This is a genomic window from Streptomyces sp. BRA346 (assembly GCF_052851135.1).
Map to the genome: position 1 here is coordinate 110379 of NZ_JAIWIH010000011.1, position 25392 is coordinate 135770.

At 72.9% G+C, this 25392-nt stretch carries 18 protein-coding genes; 12 read left to right on the forward strand and 6 right to left on the reverse strand.

Annotated features, from left to right (window positions below):
* Positions 1–303: 303 nt before the first annotated feature.
* The 3 genes from LCH29_RS16225 to LCH29_RS16235 are packed head-to-tail and all read right to left on the reverse strand — an operon-like array spanning position 304 to position 3238.
* Positions 304–1704: a coenzyme F420-0:L-glutamate ligase gene (locus LCH29_RS16225; protein WP_446462443.1), complete on the reverse strand. Its 1401-nt coding sequence runs from the start codon at positions 1702–1704 to the stop codon at positions 304–306.
* Complete coding sequence (gene cofD, locus LCH29_RS16230; protein WP_123106861.1) at positions 1701–2663, reverse strand: 2-phospho-L-lactate transferase; 963 nt, start codon at positions 2661–2663, stop codon at positions 1701–1703. The genes LCH29_RS16225 and cofD overlap by 4 nt, the downstream gene beginning before the upstream one ends.
* A 50-nt stretch (positions 2664–2713) precedes the next feature.
* Positions 2714–3238, reverse strand: coding sequence for a cysteine dioxygenase (locus LCH29_RS16235; protein WP_446462444.1), 525 nt, complete (start codon positions 3236–3238; stop codon positions 2714–2716).
* Positions 3239–3878: 640 nt separating this feature from the next.
* Here LCH29_RS16235 and LCH29_RS16240 point away from each other — a divergent pair.
* The 3 genes from LCH29_RS16240 to LCH29_RS16250 all read left to right on the forward strand — a co-directional run bounded on the left by LCH29_RS16240 (position 3879) and on the right by LCH29_RS16250 (position 9734).
* Positions 3879–4142, forward strand: coding sequence for a WhiB family transcriptional regulator (locus LCH29_RS16240; protein ID WP_004952403.1), 264 nt, complete (start codon positions 3879–3881; stop codon positions 4140–4142).
* Positions 4143–4335: 193 nt separating this feature from the next.
* Entirely contained in the window at positions 4336–8214 is a 3879-nt protein-coding gene (locus LCH29_RS16245) for a glycosyltransferase (RefSeq protein WP_446462445.1), read from the forward strand.
* Complete coding sequence (locus LCH29_RS16250; RefSeq protein WP_446462446.1) at positions 8211–9734, forward strand: DUF5719 family protein; 1524 nt, start codon at positions 8211–8213, stop codon at positions 9732–9734. The genes LCH29_RS16245 and LCH29_RS16250 overlap by 4 nt, the downstream gene beginning before the upstream one ends.
* A gap of 92 nt (positions 9735–9826) precedes the next feature.
* Here the strand turns inward: LCH29_RS16250 and LCH29_RS16255 are convergent, their stop codons facing one another.
* Entirely contained in the window at positions 9827–10339 is a 513-nt protein-coding gene (locus LCH29_RS16255) for a metallopeptidase family protein (protein ID WP_446462447.1), read from the reverse strand.
* Positions 10340–10611: 272 nt separating this feature from the next.
* Here LCH29_RS16255 and LCH29_RS16260 point away from each other — a divergent pair, with 272 nt between their 5' ends.
* The 7 genes from LCH29_RS16260 (at position 10612) to LCH29_RS16290 (ending at position 19515) form a co-directional block, all read left to right on the forward strand.
* Positions 10612–11073, forward strand: a complete 462-nt coding sequence (locus LCH29_RS16260; protein ID WP_446462448.1) for a DUF3499 domain-containing protein — start codon at positions 10612–10614, stop codon at positions 11071–11073.
* Between the two features lie 174 nt (positions 11074–11247).
* On the forward strand, positions 11248–12864 hold the full coding sequence (locus LCH29_RS16265; RefSeq protein ID WP_446462449.1) for an L-lactate permease: 1617 nt from the start codon (positions 11248–11250) through the stop codon (positions 12862–12864).
* Positions 12865–12952: 88 nt separating this feature from the next.
* A complete protein-coding gene (locus LCH29_RS16270; protein WP_446462450.1) occupies positions 12953–14317 on the forward strand; it encodes a phosphomannomutase/phosphoglucomutase in 1365 nt (454 codons plus the stop codon).
* A gap of 1260 nt (positions 14318–15577) precedes the next feature.
* Positions 15578–15763, forward strand: coding sequence for a Trm112 family protein (locus tag LCH29_RS16275; RefSeq protein WP_446462451.1), 186 nt, complete (start codon positions 15578–15580; stop codon positions 15761–15763).
* An 86-nt stretch (positions 15764–15849) separates the two neighbouring features.
* Positions 15850–17181, forward strand: a complete 1332-nt coding sequence (locus tag LCH29_RS16280; protein WP_446462452.1) for an SIS domain-containing protein — start codon at positions 15850–15852, stop codon at positions 17179–17181.
* Positions 17182–17304: 123 nt separating this feature from the next.
* The gene (gene manA / locus LCH29_RS16285; RefSeq protein ID WP_446462453.1) at positions 17305–18498 is read left to right on the forward strand and encodes a mannose-6-phosphate isomerase, class I; all 1194 of its coding nucleotides are present in this window, start codon (positions 17305–17307) and stop codon (positions 18496–18498) included.
* 96 nt (positions 18499–18594) lie between these two features.
* A complete protein-coding gene (locus tag LCH29_RS16290; protein ID WP_446462454.1) occupies positions 18595–19515 on the forward strand; it encodes a cation diffusion facilitator family transporter in 921 nt (306 codons plus the stop codon).
* Between the two features lie 603 nt (positions 19516–20118).
* Here LCH29_RS16290 and LCH29_RS16295 read toward each other — a convergent pair.
* Positions 20119–22272, reverse strand: a complete 2154-nt coding sequence (locus LCH29_RS16295; protein WP_446462455.1) for a fructose-specific PTS transporter subunit EIIC — start codon at positions 22270–22272, stop codon at positions 20119–20121.
* 434 nt (positions 22273–22706) lie between these two features.
* Between LCH29_RS16295 and ahcY the strand changes: the two genes are divergently transcribed.
* Both ahcY and LCH29_RS16305 read left to right on the forward strand, forming a co-directional pair.
* Positions 22707–24164, forward strand: coding sequence for an adenosylhomocysteinase (ahcY, locus tag LCH29_RS16300; RefSeq protein WP_446462456.1), 1458 nt, complete (start codon positions 22707–22709; stop codon positions 24162–24164).
* A gap of 116 nt (positions 24165–24280) precedes the next feature.
* Positions 24281–24895: a hypothetical protein gene (locus LCH29_RS16305; protein WP_179934803.1), complete on the forward strand. Its 615-nt coding sequence runs from the start codon at positions 24281–24283 to the stop codon at positions 24893–24895.
* A 229-nt stretch (positions 24896–25124) separates the two neighbouring features.
* On the opposite strand, the gene LCH29_RS16310 is transcribed toward LCH29_RS16305, so the two are convergent.
* On the reverse strand, positions 25125–25392 hold a 268-nt coding region (locus LCH29_RS16310), incomplete at its 5' end, for a hypothetical protein (RefSeq protein ID WP_446462457.1).

The window sequence follows — 25392 nt, forward strand, 5'->3', positions numbered from 1 at the left end:
CTGGGCGAGCCGGGACGGGGCCGGACCCCGGGGCCACCGGCTGGTGGCTGCCTACGCTGCGGGAGGGGCGGGGTCGGAGGGGTGGGGTCCTGGACGCCACGTGTATGTGTGGCGCCGATTGGTCGACGTTCACGACACGTTCTACGGCGGCGGCGCCGTAAATAGACGGTCCAGGGCCCTGCCCCGGAGGCCCCGCACCACCCACCGAACCCCGGCACACCACCCACACACCCCGCACTCCGAAAACGCACCCGCACAACCCCCACACCGGCGCGCACCCCCACCCCGCGCACCCCAAGCTGTCTACCGCACCACCACGAACCCCTCCACGTCCCGCTCCGGCCGCGCCGGTGGCGCGGCGGCGGGGTGGCCCACGGCGACCGCGCCCATCGGGTCCCACTCCTCCGGCAGGCCCAGCACCTCGCGCACCACCGGACGGCAGAACATCGTCGACGACACCCAGGCCGACCCCAGCCGCTCGCCCGCCAGCGCGACCAGCAGGTTCTGCACCCCGGCTCCGGCCGCCACCACGAACATCTCCCGCTCCGCCGCGTTCCGCCGCGGGTCCGGATACGTGTGGGCGCCGTCCGCGACCAGGCACGGCACCACCAGATACGGCGCCTTGCGCAGCACGTCACCGCGCCGCACCCGCTTGGCGATGGACTCCTCCGAGAAGCCGTCACCCCGCAGGTCCGCGATCCACGCGTCCCGCATCGCGTCGAGCAGCCGCACCCGCGACTCCTCCGACTCCAGCAGCACGAACCGCCACGGCGTCGTGTGGTGCGGCGCGGGCGCGGTGACGGCGGCGGCCACGGCGCGCCGCACCGCCGCGCCGTCCACCGGCTCGTCGGTGAACTCGCGGACCGTACGGCGCAGCGTCACCGCTTCCCGTACGGCCTCCGAGGTGCCCAGCCGGAACATGTCGTCGGCGGCGCCGCGCACCAGCGGCCGCGCCCCCGCGTCGGGCCCGTGCGCGCCGGGCCCATCGGCGGCGGGCCCATCGGCGGCGGGCCCATCGGCGTCGGCGTCCGTATCCATGGCCACCACATGCGGCAGCCCCCGCAGCACCGCCACCGGCAGGCCGTCCGCCTTGCCCTTGACCAGCTCCCCGGCGGCGGCCAGCTCGTCGGCGGTGGCGACGACGGTGACGCTCAGCGCGTTCCCGTGCGTATCGGTGCCGCCCCGCAGGTCGTCCAGGACGTGCACCCCGGCCGCGCCGATGGCGACGTCGGTGACCCCGGTGCGCCAGGGCCGCCCGAAGGTGTCGGTGACGATGACGCCGACGTCCACGCCGAGCGCGTCCCGCAGTCCGGCCCGGATGGCGCGGGCGGAGGCGTCCGGGTCCTCGGGGAGCAACAGGATGGTGCCGGCCGGGGTGTTGGAGGCGTCGACCCCGGCGGCGGCCATGACCAGGCCGTGCCGGGTTTCGACGATGCGGGTGCGCCCGCGCCGGGCGACGACCCGTACGGTCTCGGCGTCTATGGCGGCCTCGCGGTCGTCGCCCGCGACGACGCGCCCCTCGGCCTTGCTGACGATCTTCGAGGTGACGAGCAGGACGTCGCCGTGGGCGAGCCCCGGCAGGCCCTCGGCGGTCGCGGCGTCGGCGATGAGCTTGGCGAGGTCGTCGCCGGACCGCACCTCGGGCAGGCCGGGGAGGGCCCAGACCTGGTACGAGGGCGTCTCCCGGGAGGGCGATCCGCTCATGCCCGGACCTCCTCGGCCAGCGCCAGCGCCGCGGTGGCCATGCGCGCGGTGGCCTCGGTGTCGGTCATCATGAGCGGAAGGGCCCGGCAGCGGATCCCGGCGGCCTCGACCTCGTCGACCGCCCCGGCGTCGACCTCGTCGACGAGCCAGCCGTCGAGCAGCCCGGAGCCGTAGTGCTTGGCGACCGCGGCGGCCGTGGACTCGACGCCGACGGCGGCGAGCACCTTGTCGGCCATGCCGCGCACGGGCGCGTCCCCGACGATGGGGGAGAGGCCCACGACGGGCACCCCGGCCTCGGCGATGGCCTCGCGCACCCCGGGCACGGCCAGGATGGTGCCGACGCTGACGACGGGGTTGGACGGCGGGAAGAGGACGACGTCGGCGTCGGCGATGGCCTCCAGGACGCCGGGCGCGGGCTTGGCCTGGTCGGCGCCGACGGGGACCACGGCGTGGGCGGGCACCGAGGCGCGCAGCCGCACCCAGTACTCCTGGAAGTGCACGGCCTTGCGGCCCTCACCATCCGGGTCGTCGATGAGGACGTGCGTCTCGACGCGGTCGTCCGTCATCGGCAGCAGCCGCACCCCCGGCTGCCACCGCGCGCACAGCGCCTCGGTGACGGCGCTGAGCGGGTAACCGGCGCCCATCATCTGCGTACGGACGATGTGCGTGGCGAAGTCCCGGTCGCCGAGGCCGAACCACTCGGGCCCCACGCCGTACGCCGCCAGCTCCTCCTTGACGGCGAAGGTCTCCTCGGCCCGGCCCCAGCCCTGCTCCTCGTGGATGCCACCGCCGAGCGTGTACATCACGGTGTCGAGGTCGGGGCAGACCTTGAGGCCGAAGAGGTGGATGTCGTCACCGGTGTTGCCGATGACGGTGATGTCGGCGTCGGGAACCGCCGACATCAGACCGCGGAGGAAACGGGCGCCGCCGATGCCGCCTGCCAGAACCACAATGCGCATGGAGGACAGTTTGGCAGTCGCCCCGGACAACGGAACCGTGCGGGGCGGGCTCAGCGCAGGACGTCGAGGGGGCCGGGGGCGGCGGTCTCCGCGGCCGTACCGGCGGTCTGGGTGGGGTGCAGCGGCATCTCGGTCAGGCCGGGGAAGTAGATGTGCAGGCTGACGGCGGGTTCGAGCGCGTCGTTGACGACGTCGTGCACGTATCCGGGCGCGAAGACGCGCTGCGCGCCGGCGCGCAGCGTATGGCGTGCGCCGCCGTTCGTCCCCACACGCTCGGTCAACTCGCCCTGGAGCACGGTCAGTACGCCCGAGGAGCGCCCGTGGTCATGGGCTCCGCTGCCCTGCCCGGGCACCCAGCTGAGCAGCCAGACCTCATAGCCGGGGCCGGTGCGCAGCCGGTGGTACCAGCGGGTGGTGGCGTCGTACCGGACGAGCGGCGCCCAGTGGTCGCGGTCGGCGGCGATGTCGCGGGCGAGTCCGGCGAAGCCGGAGACGGTGGTGGGGTGCGCGGGTGCGGGCGGCAGCAGATGCGGGATGGCGAGCGGGTCACCGGCGATCTGGACGTCGCTGTTCATGTGGGGGTTCCTCGGCGGAGAAGCGCGGCGGTGCGCGAAGCGGAGCTGTGCGGGGTGACGCAGGGAGACGCGAAGGAGACGCGAGAGGAGAAAGCTGGAGCTCAGAGGGGCATCAACAGCTGGAACAGCGACAGCGAGCCTGCACGGCGCAGCGGAACCCGTGGGCACGGGTCGACTGGGGCGCGTGGGTCACTGACATGAGGACAAGGACAGCGGGTCCCCGCCCTCCTGTCAACTTGATCTCCCGTTCGGCGGTCCTCGTTCACCTCATCCGGTCGTTGTGGAGGCAGAAAGGTTTGTCCCCGCGTTAGCCGGAGAAGTGGCGCAGCACCCGTCCCCGATGCCACGGGAACCTGTGTGCAACGGGAGCGGCGTTCACGGCGTCCTTCACGGGTGAGTGCGATGAGGAACCGGGGACGCCGGGGACAGCTGAGGGAAACGTGTCGCGTTTAGGCCGATTTGAACACTTTCCGCGCAGCCTTGGTTCCGCAGAGTGAATAAGAGGCCCAATAGCAGATCTCGGCTTGACTGGCCCGGATCGGCGCACTTGTAATTTCACACGTGTCGTTCTGCCGGTTTGACCCACGGCACCAGGGCACGGGGACGGCACCGGGGACGCAAAAACAGACGAGGGGCGCACATGACCGAGTTGTTCCAGCAACTGCTGGTCGAAGAGGCGGACGAGGAGCTCGGTTGGCAGGAGCGCGCACTGTGCGCCCAGACCGATCCCGAATCGTTCTTCCCGGAAAAGGGCGGGTCCACGCGCGAAGCGAAGAAGGTCTGCCTGGCCTGCGAGGTCCGTTCCGAATGCCTCGAATACGCCCTGGCCAACGATGAGCGCTTCGGCATCTGGGGCGGCCTCTCCGAGCGGGAGCGCCGCCGCCTGAAGAAGGCCGCGGTCTGACGAAGAAGGCCGCGGCCCGGCCACATCGGCACAGCTCACGGCGGAGCACGCGGTCCGTCCCCGGTCGGTAGACGACGGGAGGCGGACCGCCTGCGTACGCAGCCGTTAGTGTGGGGGCCCGTCCGAGGCGCGCCAACGTCCCCCTGGGGCGGGCTCGTCCACCGCAGTCCAGCGAACCGGGGCCCGTACCTCGATGTCCGTGCACAGCCACTCGGCGGCCCCACACCCGGCCGCCTCCGCCGGATTTGCCGCCGCGCAACCGGCACCTGAGTTCCCGCGCCATGTCGTCACCGCCGTGCTCGTCTCCCACGACGGTGCCCGCTGGCTGCCCGACGCGCTGTCCGGCCTGCTCGGCCAGGAGCGGCCCGTGCAGAGCGTCGTCGCCGCCGACACCGGCAGCGCCGACGAGTCGGCCCGGCTGCTGACCGAAGCCCTCGGCGAGGACCGGGTCCTGCACCTGGCGCGCCGCAGCGGTTTCGGCACGGCCGTCGCCGAGGCCGTCCGCGGCGCCCCGGTGCTGGGGCCCGAGGAGCTGCCGTACCTCAAGCGCCCCAGCGGCTGGGATCCCGTCAACCGCGTCTGGCGCGACGACGCGTACGACATGCCGGAGCTGCCGCACGGCGAGCCCATCCAGTGGCTGTGGCTGCTGCACGACGACTGCGCGCCCGCCCCGGACGCCCTCCACGAGCTGCTGCGGGTCGCCGACGCCGAGCTGCTGGCCCACCGCGAGGCCGCGATCATCGGCCCCAAGCTGCGCGGCTGGTACGACCGCAAGCAGCTGCTCGAAGTGGGCGTCAGCATCGCCCGCAGCGGCCGCCGCTGGACCGGTCTGGAGCGGCGCGAACAGGACCAGGGCCAGCACGACCAGGTGCGGCCGGTGCTGTCCGTCTCCAGCGCGGGCATGCTGGTGCGCCGCGACGTATGGGAGCAGCTGGGCGGCTTCGACGCCCGGCTGCCGCTGATGCGGGACGACGTCGACCTGTGCTGGCGCGCCCACGCCGCCGGGCACAGCGTGCTGATCGCGCCGGACGCCTCCCTGCGGCACGCCGAGGCGTCCGCGCGCGAGCGGCGCCCCATCGACTGCGTGGGCCGCTCTGCCCGCCCGTCACCCGACCACCACCCCTCACGGAGACGCTTCGCGTCGCGCAGTTCGTCGCCGCACCGCGTCGACAAGGCCGGTGCCGTCTACACCCTGCTGGTCAACACCCGGGGCGCGCTGCTGCCCTATGTGATGCTGCGGGTCGTTCTCGGCACCCTGCTGCGCACCCTCGCCTACCTGGTGGGCAAGGTGCCCGGCCAGGCGCTGGACGAGGTCACGGGCCTGTCCGCCGTACTGCTGCGGCCCGGGAGAATCAGCGCCGCGCGCAAACGGCGCGGCCGACCGGCGACCGAGGCGAGCGAGCTGCGGCCGCTCTTCCCGCCCTCCGGGGCGACCGTGCGGGCGACGGTCGAGCAGGTGGCCAGCAACATCGGCGGACGGTCGGAGCCCGAGCTGTCCTCGGGCGGACGGCACGGGGCCGTGGAGTCCGGGCCGGGCGACGACGACGCGGACTTCCTGGAGATCGAGCAGTTCGCGCGGCTCAAGCGAATCGCGCGCAAACCGGGCCCGATGCTGTTCGTCGTCCTGCTGCTGGTCTCGCTGGTCGCCTGCCGGGAGCTGCTGGGCACCGGCGCGCTCGCGGGCGGCGATCTGCTGCCCGCCCCCGGGCACGTCACCGACCTCTGGGCGAGCTACGTCGACGGCTGGCATCCGGTCGGCACCGGCGGCACCCAGAGCGCACCGCCGTATCTCGCCGCCCTCGCGGCCCTCGCCACGGTCTTCCTGGGCAGCACCGGGTTCACCCTGACGCTGCTGATGGTCTGCTCGGTGCCGCTGGCCGGGTTCATCGCGTACTTCGCCTCCCGGCCGCTCGTCGAGTCCCGGCTGCTGCGGGCGTGGGGGAGCGTCGCGTACGCCTTCCTCCCGGCCGCCACCGGGGCGCTCGCGGGCGGGCGGCTGGGCACCGCGGTGCTGGCCGTCCTGCTGCCGCTGATGGCACGCGCGGCGGCGGCCGCCGGCGGCTTCCGGGCGGGCGGTACGAAGGGCAGGCTGCCGAGCTGGCGGGCGGCATGGGCGTACGCGCTGCTGCTGACGTTCACCATGGCGTTCACGCCGGTCGTCTGGCCGATCGCGCTGCTGCTGTCCGCCGGTGTGCTCGTCCTGCGGCAGCGCCAGGGCGAGCCGCTCGTGGCGTACGGGCTGCGGTTCCTGGCCGTCGTCCTCACCCCGCTGCTGGTGCTCGCCCCCTGGTCGGTCGATCTGCTCACCGATCCGGTCCGCTTCCTGAAGGAGGCCGGGCTCGACAGCGGCAGCGGTGCCGCGTCCGCCCTGGACCTGCTCGCGCTCAGCCCCGGCGGCCCCAAGGGCGGCGGCACGCTGCTGCTGCTCGGCTTCGTGCTGGCCGCGCTCGCCGCCCTGATGCGCGGCGAACGGCAGTTGACGGTCCGTACGGCCTGGGTCGTGGCCCTCACCGGGTTCCTCTTCGCGGCGTTCAGCAACGGCTCCGCCTGGGCCGGGCCCGCGACCCTCGTCTACGGCCTGGCGCTGCTGACCGCCGCCGTGGTCGGCGCCGAGGGCGCCAAGGAGCGCGTGGCGGCGCAGAGCTTCGGCTGGCGCCAGCCGGTCGCGCTGATCATCGCCGTCGCCTCGGCCGCCGCCCCGCTGTACGCCGCCGTCAGCTGGATGGTCAGCGGCGCGGACGGGCCGGTGTCACGGCGCGAACCCTCCCAGGTCCCCGCGTTCGTGGCGGCCGAGAGCGCCACCCGGGACCAGGCCCGCACCCTGGTGCTCACCGGCAGCGACGCCCGCACCGACTACGCCCTGGTGCGCGGCTCCGGCGCCCGGCTCGGCGACGGCGAACTCGCCGCCGCGGGCGGCGCCGACACCCGCCTCGACGACGTCGTGGCCCATCTGGTCGCGGGCTCCGGCGCCGACCAGACCACCCGGCTGGGCGCCTACGCGGTGCGCTACGTATACGCACAGCAGGGCGCCCCGCACGACATGACGCGCGTACTGAACGCGACGCCCGGCCTCACCCAGCTCAGCAGGGACGACCACGGCACCCTGTGGCGGCTCGACCAGCGCGTCGCGCGGGTCTCCATCGTCCCGCCCGGCTCCGGCGGAGGGACGGGCACGTCGGCCGCGCCGGTGCCGGTGGCGGCCGGTCCCGTCGAGGCGCACACCACCATCCCGGACGGCGCGGACGGGCGCGTGCTGCGGCTCGCCGACCGGGCCACCGCCGACTGGAAGGCCACGCTCGACGGCAAGCCCCTGACGGCGAAGACCCTCGACGGCTGGGCGCAGGGCTTCGAACTCCCGGCCAACGGCGGGCGCCTCGACCTGACGTACGACACCCCGATCACCCACACCGCGTGGGTCTGGGCGCAGGGGCTGCTCGCGGTCGTCCTGGTGGTGCTCGCGCTGCCGGGCCGCCGCCGTCACGTGGACGACGACCTGCCCGAGGCGGAGGCCGCCGCTGCCGCCATCACCGCCGAGGACCTGGCGGGCGACGGTCGCCGGGCGCGGCGGCTGCGGGCCGCCGCGGAGGCGGCGCAGGCCGCGGAGGCGCCGCGGGACGTTCCGGCGGACGGCGGGACCGGCGGCGCGGAAGCCGACGTGCCCCCGCCGCCCGCACCGCCCGCCGAGCCGCCGGTGTTCATCCCGGAGCCGTTCGTACCGCCGCAGCCGGACCAGCAGCCGCCGCAGCCGCAAGCGCAGCCGTACGGGCAGTGGGACCAGCAGCCGTACGCCGACGCCGGATACGGGCAGTACCCGGCCGACCCGTACCCGGGCGGCTCTCCGTACCCGCAGGGGCAGTACCAGGACGCCGCGTACCCGGCGGACCCGTACGCGGGCGGCCCGTACCCCGAGGCGTACGCCCCCGATCCGTACGCCGCCGGTCAGTACGCCGATCCGTACGCCTACGACCAGCAGCAGCCCTACCCCGACGGCACGTACCCCGCCCAGGGCGACACGACGTACGGCGGCGCCGACCCCGAGGGCCGCCGCGACGGGAGCGATCAGCAGCGATGAACCGCACCACCCTGTCCCTGATCGGCACGGCCGCGGCGCTGGCCGCCGTCACCGGCGTGGCCACCCTGACCGGCGGCCCGCCGGACGACGCGGGCACGGCGGCCAAGGCCGCCAGCCGCCTGCCCGTCCAGCGCTCCACGCTGCTGTGCCCGGCGCCCAGCTCCTCCGACGTGAGCCGTACGACGTACACCGCGTACACCCCGAAGCGGAGCGGCGGCGGCGCGGGCGGCGGGAGCGCGAAGGCCGAACTGGTGCCCGCGGAAAGCAGCCCTGACGGGGTGCCGGAAGAGGGCGACTCCCGGGGCGGGAAGGGCAAGAACGAACCCGTCCTGCCGCTGAAGCGCCCCGGCGCGCCGGTCACCACCGACACCGACAGCTCGGGCGCCCCCGCTCTCATCGGCACCGCCGACGGCCCGCTCGCGCCCGGCTGGACCGTGCAGCAGACCACCGCGATCGACGCGGGCAGCGGACGCGGCCTCATGGGCACCGCGTGCACCGCCCCGGACACCGACTTCTGGTTCGCGGGCGCGTCCACCGGCAAGGACCGGCAGGACTTCGTCCATCTGACCAACCCGGACGACCGGGCGGCCGAGGTGGACCTCACGATGTACGGCCCGGACGGCAAGCTCAAGCCCACCAGCGACGAGTCGATCACGGTCCCGGGCCGGTCCACCGTGCCCGTCCTGCTCTCCACCCTCACCGATCAGCGGTCCACCGATGTCTCCCTCCACGTGACGGCCCGCAGCGGACGGATCGGCGCCGCCGTGCAGGCCGTCGACGAGAAGCGCGGCGGCGACTGGATCCCGGCCTCCGCGGTGCCCGCCACGCGCGTCGCGATCCCCGGCATACCGTCCGACGCCACCTCGGCGCGGCTGGTGGTCTTCGCGCCCGGCGCGAACGACGCGGACATCAAGGTGCGGCTCGCCGGGCCCACCAGCTCGATCACCCCGGCCGGACATGAGTCCCTGCACGTCAAGAGCGGCATGAGCGCGGCCATCGACCTCGGCGACGTCACCAAGGGCGAACCGGGCTCGCTGCTGCTCGCCCCCGAGGACAGCGAGGGCCCGGCCACCCCGGTGGTCGCCGGGCTCCAGGTCACCCGCGGCAAGGGGAGCGACCAGGAGACGGCGTTCATCCCCGCGACCGGCGCCATCGAACGCTCCGCCACCGCCGCCGACAACCGCGCCAAGGGCTCCGTCCTCTCCCTGGTCGCCCCGGGCGGCACCGCGAAGGTCCGCGTCACCGCCTCGGCGGGCAGCAGGGGCGGCACACCCGCCAGTGAGACCTACACGGTCAAGGGAGGCACCACGAAGGCGGTCGCCCCGCCGAGGCCGTCCGGCGCCAAGGGGCAGTACGCCGTGACAGTGGAACGCCTCTCGGGCGGCCCGGTCCACGCCTCCCGCATGCTGTCCCTCCCGGAGGGCGACGTCCCGGCCTTCACGATCCAGTCCCTGCCGGACGACCGGGGGACGGTGGAGGTCCCGCACGCGACGCAGGACCTGTCCGTCCTGAACCGCTAGCGGGTGAGTGGGGCGCGGCCGGAGTCCGGCTCGCGCCCTCCTCCTGCCCGTACCGGCTCGTGCCCGTCACCGGCTCCTCCTGCCCGTACCGGCTACTCCTGCCCGTACCGCGGATCCACCGACTCCGGTTCCAGCCCCAGCAGCTCGGCCACCTGCTCGACCACGACCTCGTGCACCAGCAGGGCGCGCTCGTCCCGGTTCTTCGTACGGATCTCCACCGGGCGCCGGTAGATCACGATCCGGTCGGGCGCGTCGCCGCGCGCCGCGATGAAGCGCCCGAGGGGGACGGACTCACCGTCCCACCCGTCGGTGAGGCCGTGGGCGCCCGGCGGATGTCCGTCGAGGCCGTGCCCGGACGGCACGTCGGCGCCCCCGCCGACCCCGGTGACCGGCACTTCCAGCACCGTGAAGTCGACTCCCGACAGCTGTGGCCACCGTCTCTCCAGCCGCTCCGCCGAGTCCTGCACGAGATCGATGAAGGACTCGGCGCGGCTGACCGACAGGGGGACCTGGGGCGGCGCGATCGGACCGCGCATACCCCGGCCGTGCCGATCGCGGCGCCGGGGACGCGGCTCGGGCTGGTCGGACGGTACGGGCCTGGTCATCACTCACGAGGGTAGCCGTCGCCCCGCCCCCGCCACGTGCTTACTGGACAGCCATGTCCAATGTCACTTAATGAACATTCCAGCCATGTTTACGCCCATAAACGGACTTCTCTCTGCTTGCTTCTCTGCCTCAGAATGACCCCTCTCTGTTCGCGTGCTGACCGGAATCGTCCGCGGCTGCTCGCGGCCGTCCCGATGTCCGCGCTGGTCAGCCAGGAAGTGCACGTATGGGATGCACGGGGCGAACCGGGACGACACGGCGGAGTGAGCTGGTGGAGAGTCGTCGCGGCCCGCTCAAGAGTGCGGTACCGTCCAACGTCGTGAGCCCTGTACGTCGCTGTTCGCGCACCGCCTGCGGCCGCCCCGCCGTCGCGACGCTGACGTACGTCTACGCGGACTCGACCGCGGTTCTCGGACCGCTGGCCACCTACGCCGAGCCGCACTGCTACGACCTGTGCTCGGAGCATTCGGAGCGGCTGACCGCCCCGCGCGGCTGGGAGGTCGTCCGGCTGGCCGTCGACACCGGTCCGGCCCGGCCGAGCAGCGACGATCTGGAAGCCCTGGCCAACGCGGTCCGCGAGGCGGCCCGCCCCCAGGAGCGCGCGGCCGGAGCCGGGGGCGGATCCGGGGCGTCCGGTGCTCCGGGCGGAGGCGGACAGAGCGGCCGGGAGGCCGACCCCCGGGAGGTGGCCCGCCGCGGCCATCTGCGGGTGCTGCGCTCACCGGAATCCTGACGCCCCACCTCACCCGTCATCTCGCGCCCGTCGCGCGGACGATTTTCCGATGCCAGTCGATCACTTCCCTCCAGGGCATTGACGCGAACTCGTCACGGCCACCACGATTCCTGGACCCCGAGCCCTCCATTTCCGCATCACGGATGTGGACTTCCAGGATTTCAGGAGGCCCGTGTGTTCGTGCAGCAACTGGAGCCCGTCGCCGATTCGCTGACCCTCTCCGCCCTCGTCGCCACCCTCCCTCTCCTCACCGTCCTCGCCCTGCTCGGCGGCGTGCGGATGCGCGCCCACTACGCGGGGCCCATCGGCCTCGCCGTCGCCGTCCTCGTCGCCTGTCTCCCGTACGGGATGCCCCTCGGACAGACCCTCTCCAGCGGCGCGCAGGGCGTGCTCTTCGGGCTCTTCCCCATCATGTGGATCGTCGTCAACGCCCTGTGGGTGTACCGGATGACGGTCCGCACCGATCACTTCGACGTCCTGCGCCGCTCCTTCGGGCGGCTCTCCGACGACCCCCGCGTGCAAGCCCTCGTCATCGCCTTTTGCTTCGGCGCGCTGCTGGAGGCCCTCGCGGGATTCGGCGCCCCGGTGGCCATTTGCGCGGTCATGCTCGTGGCGCTCGGCTTCGACCCGGTGCGCGCCGCCGTCGTCGCACTCGTCGCCAACACCGCGCCCGTCGCTTTCGGCGCCATGGCCACCCCGGTGGTGACGCTCGCTCAAGTCACCGGGCTGCCATTGGAGTCCGTCGCCTCCGTCGTCGGACGGCAGACCCCGCTGCTCGCCCTCGTCGTCCCCCTGCTGCTGGTCGTGCTGGTCGACGGGCGGCGCGGGCTGCGCGAGACCTGGGTACCGGCGCTCGTCTGCGGAACCGCCTTCGCCGTCGCCCAGTTCGCCGTCTCCAACTACCTCTCCGTCCAACTCGCCGACATCGCCGCCGCGCTCGTCGGCGCCGCCGCGCTCGTCGCCGTACCCGCCGCCCGGCGGCCCGCCGAGGAACCGGTGCGCGCCGCCGTCCTCACCGGCGTGCGCAGCGACGACCTGGACCACGTGGACCCGCGCCCCGACGTGCTGCGCGCCTACGCCCCGTACGCGCTTATCGTCGCGGTCTTCTCCCTCGCCCAGATCGGCCCGGTCAAGGACCTGTTGGCCAAGGCCACCCGCACCGTCGACTGGCCGTTCCTGGACGTCGCCAACCCCGACGGGGAGCCGGTCAGCGGCAACCTCTTCGCGCTGCCCCTGCTCGCCACCGGCGGCACCCTCGTCCTGCTCGCGGGCATCGCCACCGCCGCCGTCCTGCGGGTCGCCGCACGCGACGCGCTGGGGGAGTGGGCGGCCACCGTGCGCGAGCTGCGGCACGCGATCCTCACGGTCACCTCGGTGCTCGCCCTCGCGTACGTCATGAACCTCTCCGGGCAGGCCGCCACCATCGGCCACTTCGTCGCCGCGGCCGGGGCCGGGCTCGCCTTCCTCTCCCCGGTGCTCGGCTGGTTCGGCGTCGCCGTCTCCGGCTCGGACACCTCCGCCAACGCCCTCTTCGGCGCCCTCCAGGTCACCGCCGCCCGCGAGTCCGGGCTCTCGCCCGACCTGCTCGCCGCGGCCAACAGCTCGGGCGGCGTCCTCGGCAAGATGATCTCCCCGCAGAACCTCACCATCGCGTGCGCCGCGGTGGGGCTCAAGGGGCGTGAGGGGGATCTGTTGCGGAAGGTGCTGCCGTGGAGTCTGGGGCTGTTGCTGTTGATGTGCCTGATCGTCGTCGCGCAGTCGTCGTTCCTGCTGGGCTGGATGCTGCCGTAGGCCGGTAGGTGAGCCTCACAGTTGCCGCCCAGGTCCGACGGGTAAGTTTTGAGTTCCGTGTAAGAAGGACCTCGAGAAGGGGTTGGCTGTGCCCGACTTGTCGCAGATCGTGAAGGCGTACGACATCCGCGGTGTGGTCCCGGACCAGTGGGACGAACCGCTCGCCGAGCTGTTCGGTGCGGCCTTCACCCGGGTGACCGGCGCGGCCGCGATCGTCGTCGGCCATGACATGCGCCCCTCGTCGCCGGGCCTGTCGCGTGCTTTCGCCCGCGGGGCCGCGTCCCTCGGGGTGAACGTGACCGAGATCGGCCTCTGCTCGACCGACCAGCTCTACTTCGCCAGCGGCCACCTCGACCTGCCCGGCGCGATGTTCACGGCCAGCCACAACCCCGCCCAGTACAACGGCATCAAGATGTGCCGGGCGGGCGCCGCGCCCGTCGGCCAGGACACCGGCCTGGCCGAGATCCGCTCCCTGGTCGAAGGCTGGGCCGAGACCGGAGCCCCCGAGCCCGCCGCGGACCCCGGCACGATCACCCAGCGCGACGTCCTCGCCGACTACGCCGCCCATCTGCGCACCCTCGTGGACCTCACCGCCAGCCGGCCGCTGAAGGTCGTCGTGGACGCGGGCAACGGCATGGGCGGCCACACCGTCCCCACCGTCTTCGAGGGGCTCCCGCTGGAGCTGGATGCCCTCTACTTCGAGCTGGACGGCACCTTCCCCAACCACGAGGCCAACCCCCTCGACCCCAAGAACATCGTCGACCTCCAGGCCCGCGTCCGCGAGACCGGCGCCGACATCGGCCTCGCCTTCGACGGCGACGCCGACCGCTGCTTCGTCGTCGACGAGCGCGGCGAACCGGTGGCCCCCTCCGCGATCACCGCCCTGGTCGCCGCCCGCGAACTGGCCAAGCACCCGGGCGGGACGGTCATCCACAACTGCATCACCTCCTGGTCCGTCCCCGAGGTCGTCAAGGAGAACGGCGGCACCCCCATCCGCACCCGCGTCGGCCACTCCTTCATCAAGGCCGAGATGGCCCGCACCGGCGCGATCTTCGGCGGCGAGCACTCCGCGCACTACTACTTCCGCGACTTCTGGAACGCCGACACCGGCATGCTCGCCGCCCTCCACGTCCTGGCCGCCCTCGGCGGCGGGCAGCAGCCCCTGTCGCAGCTCGTGGAGCAGTACGACCGCTACGCCGCCTCCGGCGAGATCAACAGCACCGTCGCCGACCAGACCGGCCGCATGGAGGCCGTCAAGGCCGCCTACGAGGGCCGCAAGGCCGAGGGCATCGCCCTGGACGAGCTGGACGGCCTGACGGTCACCAGCGCCGACTGGTGGTTCAACCTCCGCCCCTCCAACACCGAGCCCCTGCTGCGCCTGAACGTAGAAGCCCGCGACGCCCAAACCGCGGACCGCATCCGAGACGAGGTCCTGACCACGGTCCGCGCCTAGCCCCCGAGTGCCGCCGGGTGGTCCGGCGGCCCGACGGCCAGACTCCTGACGGCCAGGCGGCCCGACGCCCCGTGGTGCGATGGCCTGGTTCGCCGGTGCCCCGGTGACCTGGCCTTCCGGCGGCCCGGCGGCCTGACGCCCCGTGGCGCGACGGTCCGGTCTCCCGGTGGCCCGGCGGTCTGGTTTCCCGGCAGCCCGAACGGCCTGGCGGCCCGACGCCTGGCGGCCAGGTCACCGGCAGGCCCGGTGGCCCGACGGCCTGGCGGCTCGGCAGGCCGGTCCTCCGGTGGCCCGACGCCTGGCCACCCGACGGCGGCCCGGTCTTCCGGCGCCCGACGGCCCGGTGGTCTGGCCTTCCGGCGGCCGGTGGCCCGACGGTGTGGCGCCCTGGCGGTCCGCCCGACGCCCGGCGGCCCGGCGCTGCGGCGGCCTGACGGTGTGGGTCCGCGACCTGGGTGTCCCCGCCCCAGCCGTACTCCCACACCCGCTCCAGCAGCCGGTTGCGGGAGAGCGCGCCGCTGGGCGGCCCGGCGGCGCGGTGGCCTGGCGCCCGGTCTTCCGGCGGTGTGGCGGCCGGGCTGTCCCGCCCCGCCGGGCCACCGACGGCCTGCACACCCCACCGGCCAGGGACCGGCCCCGCGGCATACCCGAGCCCGGGCAGCCCCCCAGCCGCCGTGCCGCCCCCGCGCCCCGCGGGGGCCAGCGCCTCCAGGGGGCACGTCTCAGCGTGAGCGGAGGCAAGGCGCGGGCCCCACGCGGGGGGCCCATCCCCTTCAGAGGCCTGCGCTCGGGGCGCGTCGTCCGCGCCAAGGACCGCCGCCACCCGCCCGACGTCGCCGCGCGACGGGCACTCCCAGCCCCTCCGGGGGTGACCCCCAGCGCCTCCGGCGTTTGAGGCGCGGGGCCCGGGGCGGAGATGCCCCACTCCCAGCCCCCTGTGCCCGGGGCGGATATGTCCGATCCTCCAGCCCCTCCCGCGTTTGAGGAACGGAGGCCGCGGGCGGCGATGCCCCACCCTCCAGCGCCTCCGGCGTTTGAGGAGCGGGGTCCTGGGGCGGAGCCCCTGCGGGGGTGCAGGGGGCGGAGCCCCCGCAACGGGGTCCGGGGCGGAGCCCCGGTTTCGGGAAGGGGCGGGGTGGGGAAACCCCCGACCCACGAGCCGCCCCGGCATGGCCCACCGCCCACGGCACAGCCACCCCCGGCGGTACCCTGACCACGCCGGACCCACGTCCGGCTGGACCACATCCGAAGGGACACCCCATGCCGCTCGAAGCCGGTCTTCTGGAGATTCTCGCCTGCCCGGCGTGCCACGCCCCGCTCCGCGAGGAAGAGGCCGAGGAGACCCTTGAGCTGGTGTGCACGGATGGCAAGGGATGCGGTCTGGCGTACCCCGTCCGGGACGGCATCCCGGTCCTGCTCGTGGACGAGGCCCGCCGCCCGGCCTGACGACACCCGCCGACGCGACGCACACCGCATCCAGCCCGCACCGCCAGCCCGCACCGCCACCCACGGCGATCGGAGGCCGTAGCTCCTTGCTCGACGAATCCCTCCTGGACGCCCCGGAGGCCCTCGCCCGGGCCGACACCTGTGGGCTGCTGCGCGGGGCCGCAGAATCCGGCGCCAGGGTCCGTACCGCAGCGAGGCACGCCGCCGACGCGGGCGTAGCGGACCTGAAGCCGGACGGACGGCCGCGCGCCGTCCTGGTCGCGGGCCCGGGGGCGGCGGGAAGCTGCACCGCCGATCTCCTCGGCGCGCTCAGCGGCGGCAACATCCCGGTGAGCCTGATCGGCCCGACCGGCGTCGCACCGGCCCCCGGCGCGCTGCGCTGGGCGCTGCCCGGCTGGGCGGGCCCGCTGGACCTGCTGGTCATCGCGACGCCGGACGGTACGGAGCCGGGGCTGCCGCGCCTCGTGGAGCAGGCGTACCGCCGGGGCTGCGCGCTGGTCGCGGTGGCTCCGGGGCACTCGCCGCTGGCGGGCGCGGTGGCACAGGCGCGCGGCCTGATGGTGCCGCTGGCCACGTCCGCGTACGGTCCGCCCGGCACCGGCACCGGCCCCGCGCCGTACGGGACGCCCCCACCCGACGAGCCCCCGAATACGGCCGCCACCCCCACACGCCCCGAAGACCACCCCCAGGGCCCACCCCCCGAAGGCGCTCTGGACGAGCCCGCCCCCTCCGGCGGGCACCCCCACCACACCACCCCGCCGCACATAGAGCCGCCCGGCACCGCACCGGACGAGGTCACCGGCCCCGCCCTGCCCGGCACGCTGTGGGCGCTGCTGACCCCGCTGCTCATGCTCGTCGACCGGATCGGCCTGATCTCGGCGCCGCCCGCCGCGCTCCAGCAGGTGGCGGATCGGCTGGACCGGGTCGCCGAGCGCTGCGGCCCGGCCATCGCCACGTACACCAACCCCGCGAAGACGCTCGCGGCCGAGCTGGCCGGGGCGCTTCCGCTGCTGTGGACCGAGGGCCCGGTGGCCGCCGCGACCGGACGGCGCTTCGCGGGGCTGCTCGCGTCGCTCGCCGGGCGCCCCGCGCTCGCCGCCGACCTGCCCGGCGCGCTGGCCGCGCACGGCACGCTGCTGGCGGGGGCCTTCGCGGGCGGGGCCGACCCGGATGACTTCTTCCGCGACCGGGTGGAGGAGCCGGAGGCGCTGCGCGCCCGGATCGTGCTGCTGCACGACGAGCCGGTGGGCCCCGTCTCGGCCGTCCCGGCGGCCCGCGAACTCGCGCTGGCGCACGAGACGGCGTTCAGCGAGCTGGAACCGGACGAGGGAAGCCCGCTGGAGCGCGCGGCCGAACTTCTCGCCATCACGGATTTCGCCGCCGTTTACCTCGCGCTTGCTGCGGCGGATAGAACTTGAGGCCGTACGCGAGCCTCTGAGCGGCCCGCGCCGTACCCGTGCCGGAAACCCGCGCCCGGAAACCCGCGCCCGGAAACCCGGAAATCGGCATCCCATCGCCCGGACAGTCAGGAACCGCACCGCATGGACCGCCTCGTCAACACCGTGCGCCCCTACGCCTGGGGCTCCCGCACCGCCATCCCCGAGCTGCTGGGCACCCCGCCGACCGGCGAGCCGCAGGCCGAGATGTGGATGGGCGCACACCCCGGGGCGCCGTCCCGTCTCGACCGCGGCGAGGGCTCCGTCGCGCTGTCCGACGTGATCGCGGCCGATCCGGAGCGCGAGCTGGGCGCGGGCGCCGTACGGGCCTTCGGGCCGCGGCTGCCGTTCCTCCTCAAGGTGCTCGCCGCGGCCTCGCCGCTCTCCCTCCAGGTGCATCCGGACCTCGCGCAGGCGAAGGAGGGCTTCGCGGACGAGGAGGCCCGCGGCGTCCCGGTGGACGCCCCGCACCGCAACTACAAGGACGCCAACCACAAGCCCGAGCTGATCTGCGCCCTCACCCCGTTCGACGGGCTGTGCGGCTTCCGCGACCCCGACGAGGCCGCCTCGCTGCTGGCCGGACTTGAGGTCGACTCCCTCAAGCCGTACGTCGACATCCTGCACGCCCACCCGGAGTCGCACGCCCTGCGCGAGGTGCTGACGGCCGTGCTGACCGCCGACCGTGAGGCGATCGCCGAGACCGTGCACCAGGCCGCGGCCGCCGCCGAACGCCTTGGCGCACTCGACGGCCCGGGCGCCGCGGCGTACGCGGCGTACGCCACCATCGCCCGGCACTACCCGGGCGACCCCGGCGTGATCGCCGCGATGCTGCTCAACTTCGTCACGCTTCAGCCCGGTGAGGCGCTGTACCTGGGCGCGGGCGTCCCGCACGCCTATCTCGACGGACTCGGCGTCGAGATCATGGCCAACTCCGACAACGTGCTGCGCTGCGGCCTCACGCCCAAGCACGTCGACGTCCCCGAACTGCTCCGCATCGTCCGCTTCGAGAGCGACGCCCCGGCCGTACTGCGTCCCGAGGAGGACCCCTCCGGCGAGGAGCTGTACACCACCCCGATCGACGAGTTCCGGCTCTCCCGCTACGTCCTGGCGGAGGGCGCCGCCCCCCGTCGGCTGCCGTCCTCCGGCCCGCAGATCCTGCTGTGCGTCGCGGGCGAGGTTTCGCTCCGCGGTGACGATGAACTACGGCTGGCACGCGGCGAATCCGCCTTCGTCGGGGCGGGCGAGGAGATCACCGTGACCGGCGACGGCACTGTGTTCCGGGCCACACTGACCGCCTGAATTCAAGCTCCTGCGGCGGGCTGGAACAATGGCCCGCCGTAGCGGCAGTAAAGCTCAAGCAAAACTGCCATGAGCGGGAAGGGACATTCGGCACAAATGAGTGCATCAGGCGGAACCAAGGCGATTGTTGCCGCGCTGGGCGCCAACCTGGCCATCGCCGCAGCCAAGTTCGTGGCGTTCGCTTTCAGCGGCTCGTCGTCGATGCTCGCCGAAGGCGTGCACTCGCTGGCCGACTCGGGCAACCAGGGACTGCTGCTCCTCGGCGGCAAACAGGCCAAGCGCGCCGCGACCCCCGAGCACCCCTTCGGCTACGGTCGCGAGCGCTACATCTACGGCTTCCTCGTCTCCATCGTGCTGTTCACCATCGGCGGCATCTTCGCGCTGTACGAGGGCTACGAGAAGATCAAGCACCCGCATGAGCTGGAACACTGGTACTGGCCGGTCGGCGTGCTCGTCTTCGCGATCATCGCGGAGGGCTTCTCGTTCCGTACGGCCATCAAGGAGTCCAACGAGGTCCGCGGCAAGCTGACCTGGTCCCAGTTCGTCCGCCGCGCCAAGGCCCCCGAGCTGCCGGTCGTCCTCCTGGAGGACCTCGGCGCCCTGGTCGGCCTCATCCTCGCCCTCGGCGGCGTCGGCCTCGCCCTCGCCACCGGCAACGGCGTCTGGGACGGCATCGGCACCATGTGCATCGGTGTCCTGCTGGTCCTGATCGCCCTCGTCCTCGCGGCCGAGACGAAGTCCCTCCTGCTGGGCGAAGCGGCCGACATCGACCAGGTCGCCAAGATCCGCGAAGCGGCCGTCGACGGTCAGACCGTCACGGGCCTGATCCACATGCGCACCCTCCACCTCGGCCCCGAGGAACTCCTGGTCGCCGCCAAGATCGCGGTCCAGCACGACGACAGTGCGGCCGACGTCGCCCGCGCGATCGACGCGGCGGAAGCCCGCATCCGCGAGGCGGTCCCGATCGCGCGAGTGATCTACCTGGAACCGGACATCCTCCGCCCCGCCACAACCTGACCCCCGATCGCCCCGCGCCCAACGGCCGGGGCGATCGCATTCGGGTCCCGTGCCGAAGCCCCTCGCGAACGCACGCCACCCCGCCTCCCCCAAGCCCACCGCCCGGCTGCCGTGCTCCCACGGCAGGGAGCCCCGACGCACCGCCCGGGGACGCCACGGCCCGGTGGCTTCGCGGGTCCGGAGCCAAGGCCGCGCACAGTGCAGGGCGCGGGTAGCTGCACCGAAGCCTGGGGGCCGCGGCCCCCAGAAGGCACAGGAACGGATGCGGGGACCGGGAGGCAGCCCCCCGGTGAGGCTCCTACTGGATCGGGACGCTCCGGCGTAGGGCTGGCCCCTTGCCGAACCCCGGGGCAGCCGCCCAGGGCCTGAGAGCGGGGGCGAGCACAGCGACAGGCACAGGGATGCAGCCCAGCGCTGGGCTGGCCCTTCGTCGGGACCCCGGGCGAAGCCGCCCAGGCGGGGGCGCAGCCCCGGCCTGAGGTCGGGAGCGAACGCCGCGATGAGGCCCAGGGCCTGGGGTCCAGGGGCGGAGCTCCGGCGGGGTCGGGCGGAGCCCCGGTTCGGGAAGGGGCGGGGTGGGGAAAGACCCACCCCGCCCACCACCTACTCGATCTCGCTCAACACCCCCAGAATCGCCCCCACATCCGCAGCCCCACCCAACCGCTCCCGGAACTCCGCAACCATCAACTTCCGCGACAGCAGCGCCAGAATCCGCAGGTGCTCATCCCCCGCCGCAGCCTCCGGCACCGCGATCATGAAGACCAGCCGAGCCTTCGTACCGTCCGGCGCGCCCCATTCGATGCCTTCGGCGGAGCGGGCGAAGCCGACGACCGGTGCCGTCACCGCGTCCGTCTTGGCGTGCGGGATGGCGATCTCGTCGCCGAGACCGGTGGTGCCCTGGTCCTCGCGGGCGAACGCGACCCGCACCAGCTCCGCGGCGTCCGCGACCTTGCCGCTCGCGGCGAGCAGGTCGGCCATCTCGCGGATGGCGTCGTCCTTGCGGTCGGCGGTCAGCTGCCCCTTGACCGTCTGCTCGGTCAGATACCCGGACAGCACCTCACCCTCAACCGGCCCCGCACCAGCGGCAGGAGCGGCGGCAGCGGCGCCTGCGGAGGCAGCCCCGGACGAACCCCCCGAGGCACCGCCCGCACCCCCCACCAACACCGGCGCGGCCACAGCGGAAGCCACACCACCGGTGGAAGCAGCCGCCGACCCAGCCGACACGGCCGCCGCACCACCCCGCCCCGGCACCCGCAACGCCCCCATGGACATCAGCCCGACCGTAGCCACCGCCGTGACGGCCGTACCGACGACCACCGCCACGAAGAACATCGGCACGCCGCTCACCGCACCGAGCACCGCCACGATGGGCCCTCCGTGCGGCACGCTGTCCTCGACCGCCGCCAGCCCGGCTATGGCCCCGGCGACCGCACCGCCGAGCATGTTCGCCGGGATCACCAGCGCGGGCCGCGCCGCGGCGAACGGAATCGCACCCTCGGTGATGCCGAAGAAGCCCATGAAGAGGGCGGCGAGCCCGGTCTCGCGCTCCTGGTCGTCGAACATCCGGCGACGGATCAGCGTGGCCAGCCCCTGCCCCAGCGGCGGCACCGGAATGGCCGCGGCGCACGCGCCCATGACCTCGGGGTTCTTGGACACCAGCCCGGCGCCGAAGAGAAATGCCGTCTTGTTGACCGGTCCGCCCATGTCGAACGCGATCATCAGCCCGAGGATGATGCCGAGCAGCGCCGCGCTCGTCCCGGTCAGCCCGCCGAGCCAGTCGGTGAGGTTCTCGAAGACCCAGGCGATCGGCCTGCCGAGGACGTAGATGAAGAAGAGGCCGAGCGCCGAGGTCGCCACGATCGGGATCACGATGATCGGCATGATCGGCTGGACGAACTTCGGTACCCGGACCTTCTTGATCCCCTGCACCAGGTACCCGGCCAGGAAGCCGGTGACGATCGCCCCGATGAACCCGGCGCCCGCCTCGCTGTCGTACAGCTCGCCATGGGCCGCGATCCAGCCGCCGACCATGCCGGGCACGAGCCCGGGCCGGTCGGCGACGGCGTACGCGATGTAGCCGGACAGGGCGGGGATCATCAGCTGGAAGCCGATGGTGCCGATGTCGTTGACGGTCTTCCAGAAGGAGTCGTCGGGGATGACGATCCCCTTGGACGTCGTATCGCCGCCCAGTGCGAGCGAGACGGCGATCAGCAGACCGCCGACCACCACGAACGGGATCATGTACGAGACGCCGTTCATGAGCGCCTTATAGGTGACACCGCGCCCCTTACGCCCGCCGCTGCCACCCACCTCACCGGAACCAGAACCGGCACCCGCACCAGTCCCGGCACCCGACGCGGCCGAAACACCCCCGCGCCCCTCATACACCGGCGCGTCGCTCACCCGCTCGATCAGCCGCTCCGGATGGTGGATCCCCTCGGCCACCCCGACGACGAGCACCTTCTTCCCGACGAACCGGCTGCGGTCGACGTCCTTGTCGGCGGCGATGATGATCCCGTCCGCCTCGCTGACATCGTTGTCAGACAGAACGTTCTCGGCCCCGATCGAGCCCTGTGTCTCCACCTTCATACGATGACCGAGCGCTTCCGCGGCCTGCGCCAGCTTCTCGGCGGCCATATAGGTGTGGGCGATGCCGGTCGGACAGGCGGTCACGGCGAGCAGTCTGAGCCCCGGCCCGCCGGTCTCCGCACTGTCGCTGGCCCCCGCACCGTTGGGGGGATCGGCTGGACTGGTCACGTGGTTCTCCTTGTCACGATCAGCTTCCTCGGCAGCGCGGACAACGCCGTCAACGCGCCGAGCAGCGCGGGAATGTGCAAGCGTCCCCGTGCCGGCGGCATCCTGCAATACCCGCGGACGGGATCAATGCGGTGCGCCGTACGCCGCGGGGCGCCGTCCCGCGGCGTGGGCCGAAGAACACCCCCGCGGGCTGGGGCTCACCCCGCCCAGCGTGTAGATTCGTGGGCGAGCCAGACGTCGCTGCTGATGGCGGTCGGGCGGCCCGTTCCGCGGGTCGGCCGAGGGAGAGAGGGCCTCCGACGGACTGCGCGCTGCGAGCAAAGGGGACACGTGTGTCCGATTTAAGACACACCTTCCCGGACACACCGTGCCCGCTGCCCGCAGGCCAGCCGAAACACTCTCGCTCGCCAACCGATCGATGAGGAGCAGCACTCATGACGACAGCCGACACCGGTCAGGACTTCAAGGTCGCCGACCTCTCCCTGGCTGATTTCGGTCGCAAGGAGATCACCCTCGCCGAGCACGAGATGCCCGGCCTGATGGCGCTTCGCAAGGAGTACGCCGCATCCCAGCCGCTGGCCGGTGCCCGGATCACCGGCTCGCTGCACATGACGGTGCAGACCGCGGTCCTGATCGAGACCCTGGCCGCGCTCGGCGCGCAGGTCCGCTGGGCGTCCTGCAACATCTTCTCCACCCAGGACCACGCGGCCGCCGCGATCGCGGTCGGCCCGAACGGCACCCCGGAGAACCCGCAGGGCATCCCGGTCTTCGCCTGGAAGGGCGAGACCCTGGAGGAGTACTGGTGGTGCACCGAGCAGGCGCTGACCTGGCCGGGTACCGCCACCGGCGGCCCCAACATGATCCTGGACGACGGTGGCGACGCCACCCTCCTCGTCCACAAGGGCGTCGAGTACGAGAAGGCGGGCGCCGCGCCTGACGTCTCCACCGCCGAGAACGACGAGCACCGCGTCATCCTCGAGCTGCTGAACCGCACCCTCGCGGAGAGCCCGCAGAAGTGGACGCAGCTCGCCTCCGAGATCCGCGGTGTCACGGAGGAGACCACCACCGGTGTCCACCGTCTGTACGAGATGCACCGGGAGGGCACCCTGCTCTTCCCGGCGATCAACGTCAACGACGCGGTGACCAAGTCGAAGTTCGACAACAAGTACGGCTGCCGCCACTCCCTGGTCGACGGCATCAACCGCGCCACCGACGTCCTGATCGGCGGCAAGGTCGCGGTCGTCTGCGGCTACGGCGACGTCGGCAAGGGCTGCGCGGAGTCGCTGCGCGGCCAGGGCGCCCGCGTCATCATCACCGAGATCGACCCGATCTGCGCGCTCCAGGCGGCGATGGACGGTTACCAGGTCGCCACCCTGGACGACGTGGTGGAGACCGCGGACATCTTCATCACCACGACGGGCAACAAGGACATCATCATGGCCACCGACATGGCCAAGATGAAGCACCAGGCGATCGTCGGGAACATCGGCCACTTCGACAACGAGATCGACATGGCCGGTCTCGCGGCGATCCCCGGGATCGTCAAGGACGAGGTCAAGCCGCAGGTCCACACCTGGACGTTCCCCGAGGGCAAGAAGCTCATCGTGCTCTCCGAGGGCCGTCTGCTGAACCTGGGCAACGCGACCGGTCACCCGTCCTTCGTGATGTCCAACTCCTTCGCGGACCAGACCATCGCCCAGATCGAGCTGTTCACCAAGCCCGAGTCCTACCCGACCGACGTGTACGTGCTGCCCAAGCACCTGGACGAGAAGGTCGCCCGGCTCCACCTGGAAGCGCTCGGCGCCAAGCTGACCACGCTCCGCCAGGAGCAGGCCGACTACATCGGCGTCCCGGTCGAGGGTCCGTACAAGCCCGACCACTACCGCTACTGATCGCCCCGGCCGGCGCGCCGAGCGTCGGTCACCGGCCCCGCCGCACCGGCGGGGCCCCAGGGCCCGTCCGCGCCGTTCCGGCCGGGCGGGCCCCAGCCATTCCCAAGGACCTCACCATGCCCCGCGGCCGCTACTCCCTCCACGACACCCACGACCACGCGCCCCTCGGCGAAGAGCACTTCCACTGCGCGCCGGGCCCCAGCGGATGGCGTTACGTCGCCCAGCGCACCTCGCCCTCCGGCGAGCACGCCGGTTCCGTGGACCTCACGCTCGACGAACTCGGCCGTCCCCTCCGCCTGGAGCTGCACGCCGCGAGCTGGCGGATTCGCGGCGGCGCGATGGAGGGCGTGACCTGGGTCCGTACGGACCCGTCCGGAGAGCACGCGACCGAGGGCAACACCCAGGCCCACGCGTTCACCGGCACCTCCCCGGCGTTCCTCGTCGCCCTCTCCCGCATGCTCCGGCTCGAACCCGGCACGGGGCCGGTACGCGTCCGCCTCGTCGCCTTCACCGACCCGGTCCTCGCCCCCCGCACCCTCGACCAGTCCTGGGCCCTGCTCGGCAGTACGGTGCACGAGACCGACAGCGGCCCGCTCACCGTGGACGAGTACCAGGTCAGCGAGTTGGACACGGGTGAGCAGCACACGGTTCACATCGCCGGCGACGTGGTACTCGCGGCCCCGGGCATCGAACTGGAGGAGTTGGAGACCCCGCCGTCGTCCTTCGGGTGATGTGCGGAGCGCCCCGCTGACCTGGTACGGTGTTCATCTCCCCGAAACCCGTTGACACGGGCCATGTGGGGAGGTAGATTTTAACGGTTGCGATGAGCGGCGTGGTACGTTGCTCAGCAGCCGTTGGCATCTGAACCGCTCCGGTCTGGAAGGGAATTCCAGCGGAGCACTTTGACCCCCGCAGGTAATCGCGAAGCCGATTAGGTCGGCCGATGCGACTCTGCTAAAGTCAAGACAGCCGAAAGGCAAAAGGCCCCCAACAGGCCACCGGAAACGGAATTCGGACCGGAAACGGAACGGAAAACGGATCTGGTAAGGTTGGAAACACGAAAGGCTGGAAAGCCGAAAGGCTGAAAGGCCGGAGGGAAGAGCCCGGAGAGACCGGTGATACGGTTTCAAAGGAAGCGTCCGTTCCTTGAGAACTCAACAGCGTGCCAAAAGTCAACGCCAGATATGTTGATACCCCGTCCGCATCAGATGATGTGGTCGAGGTTCCT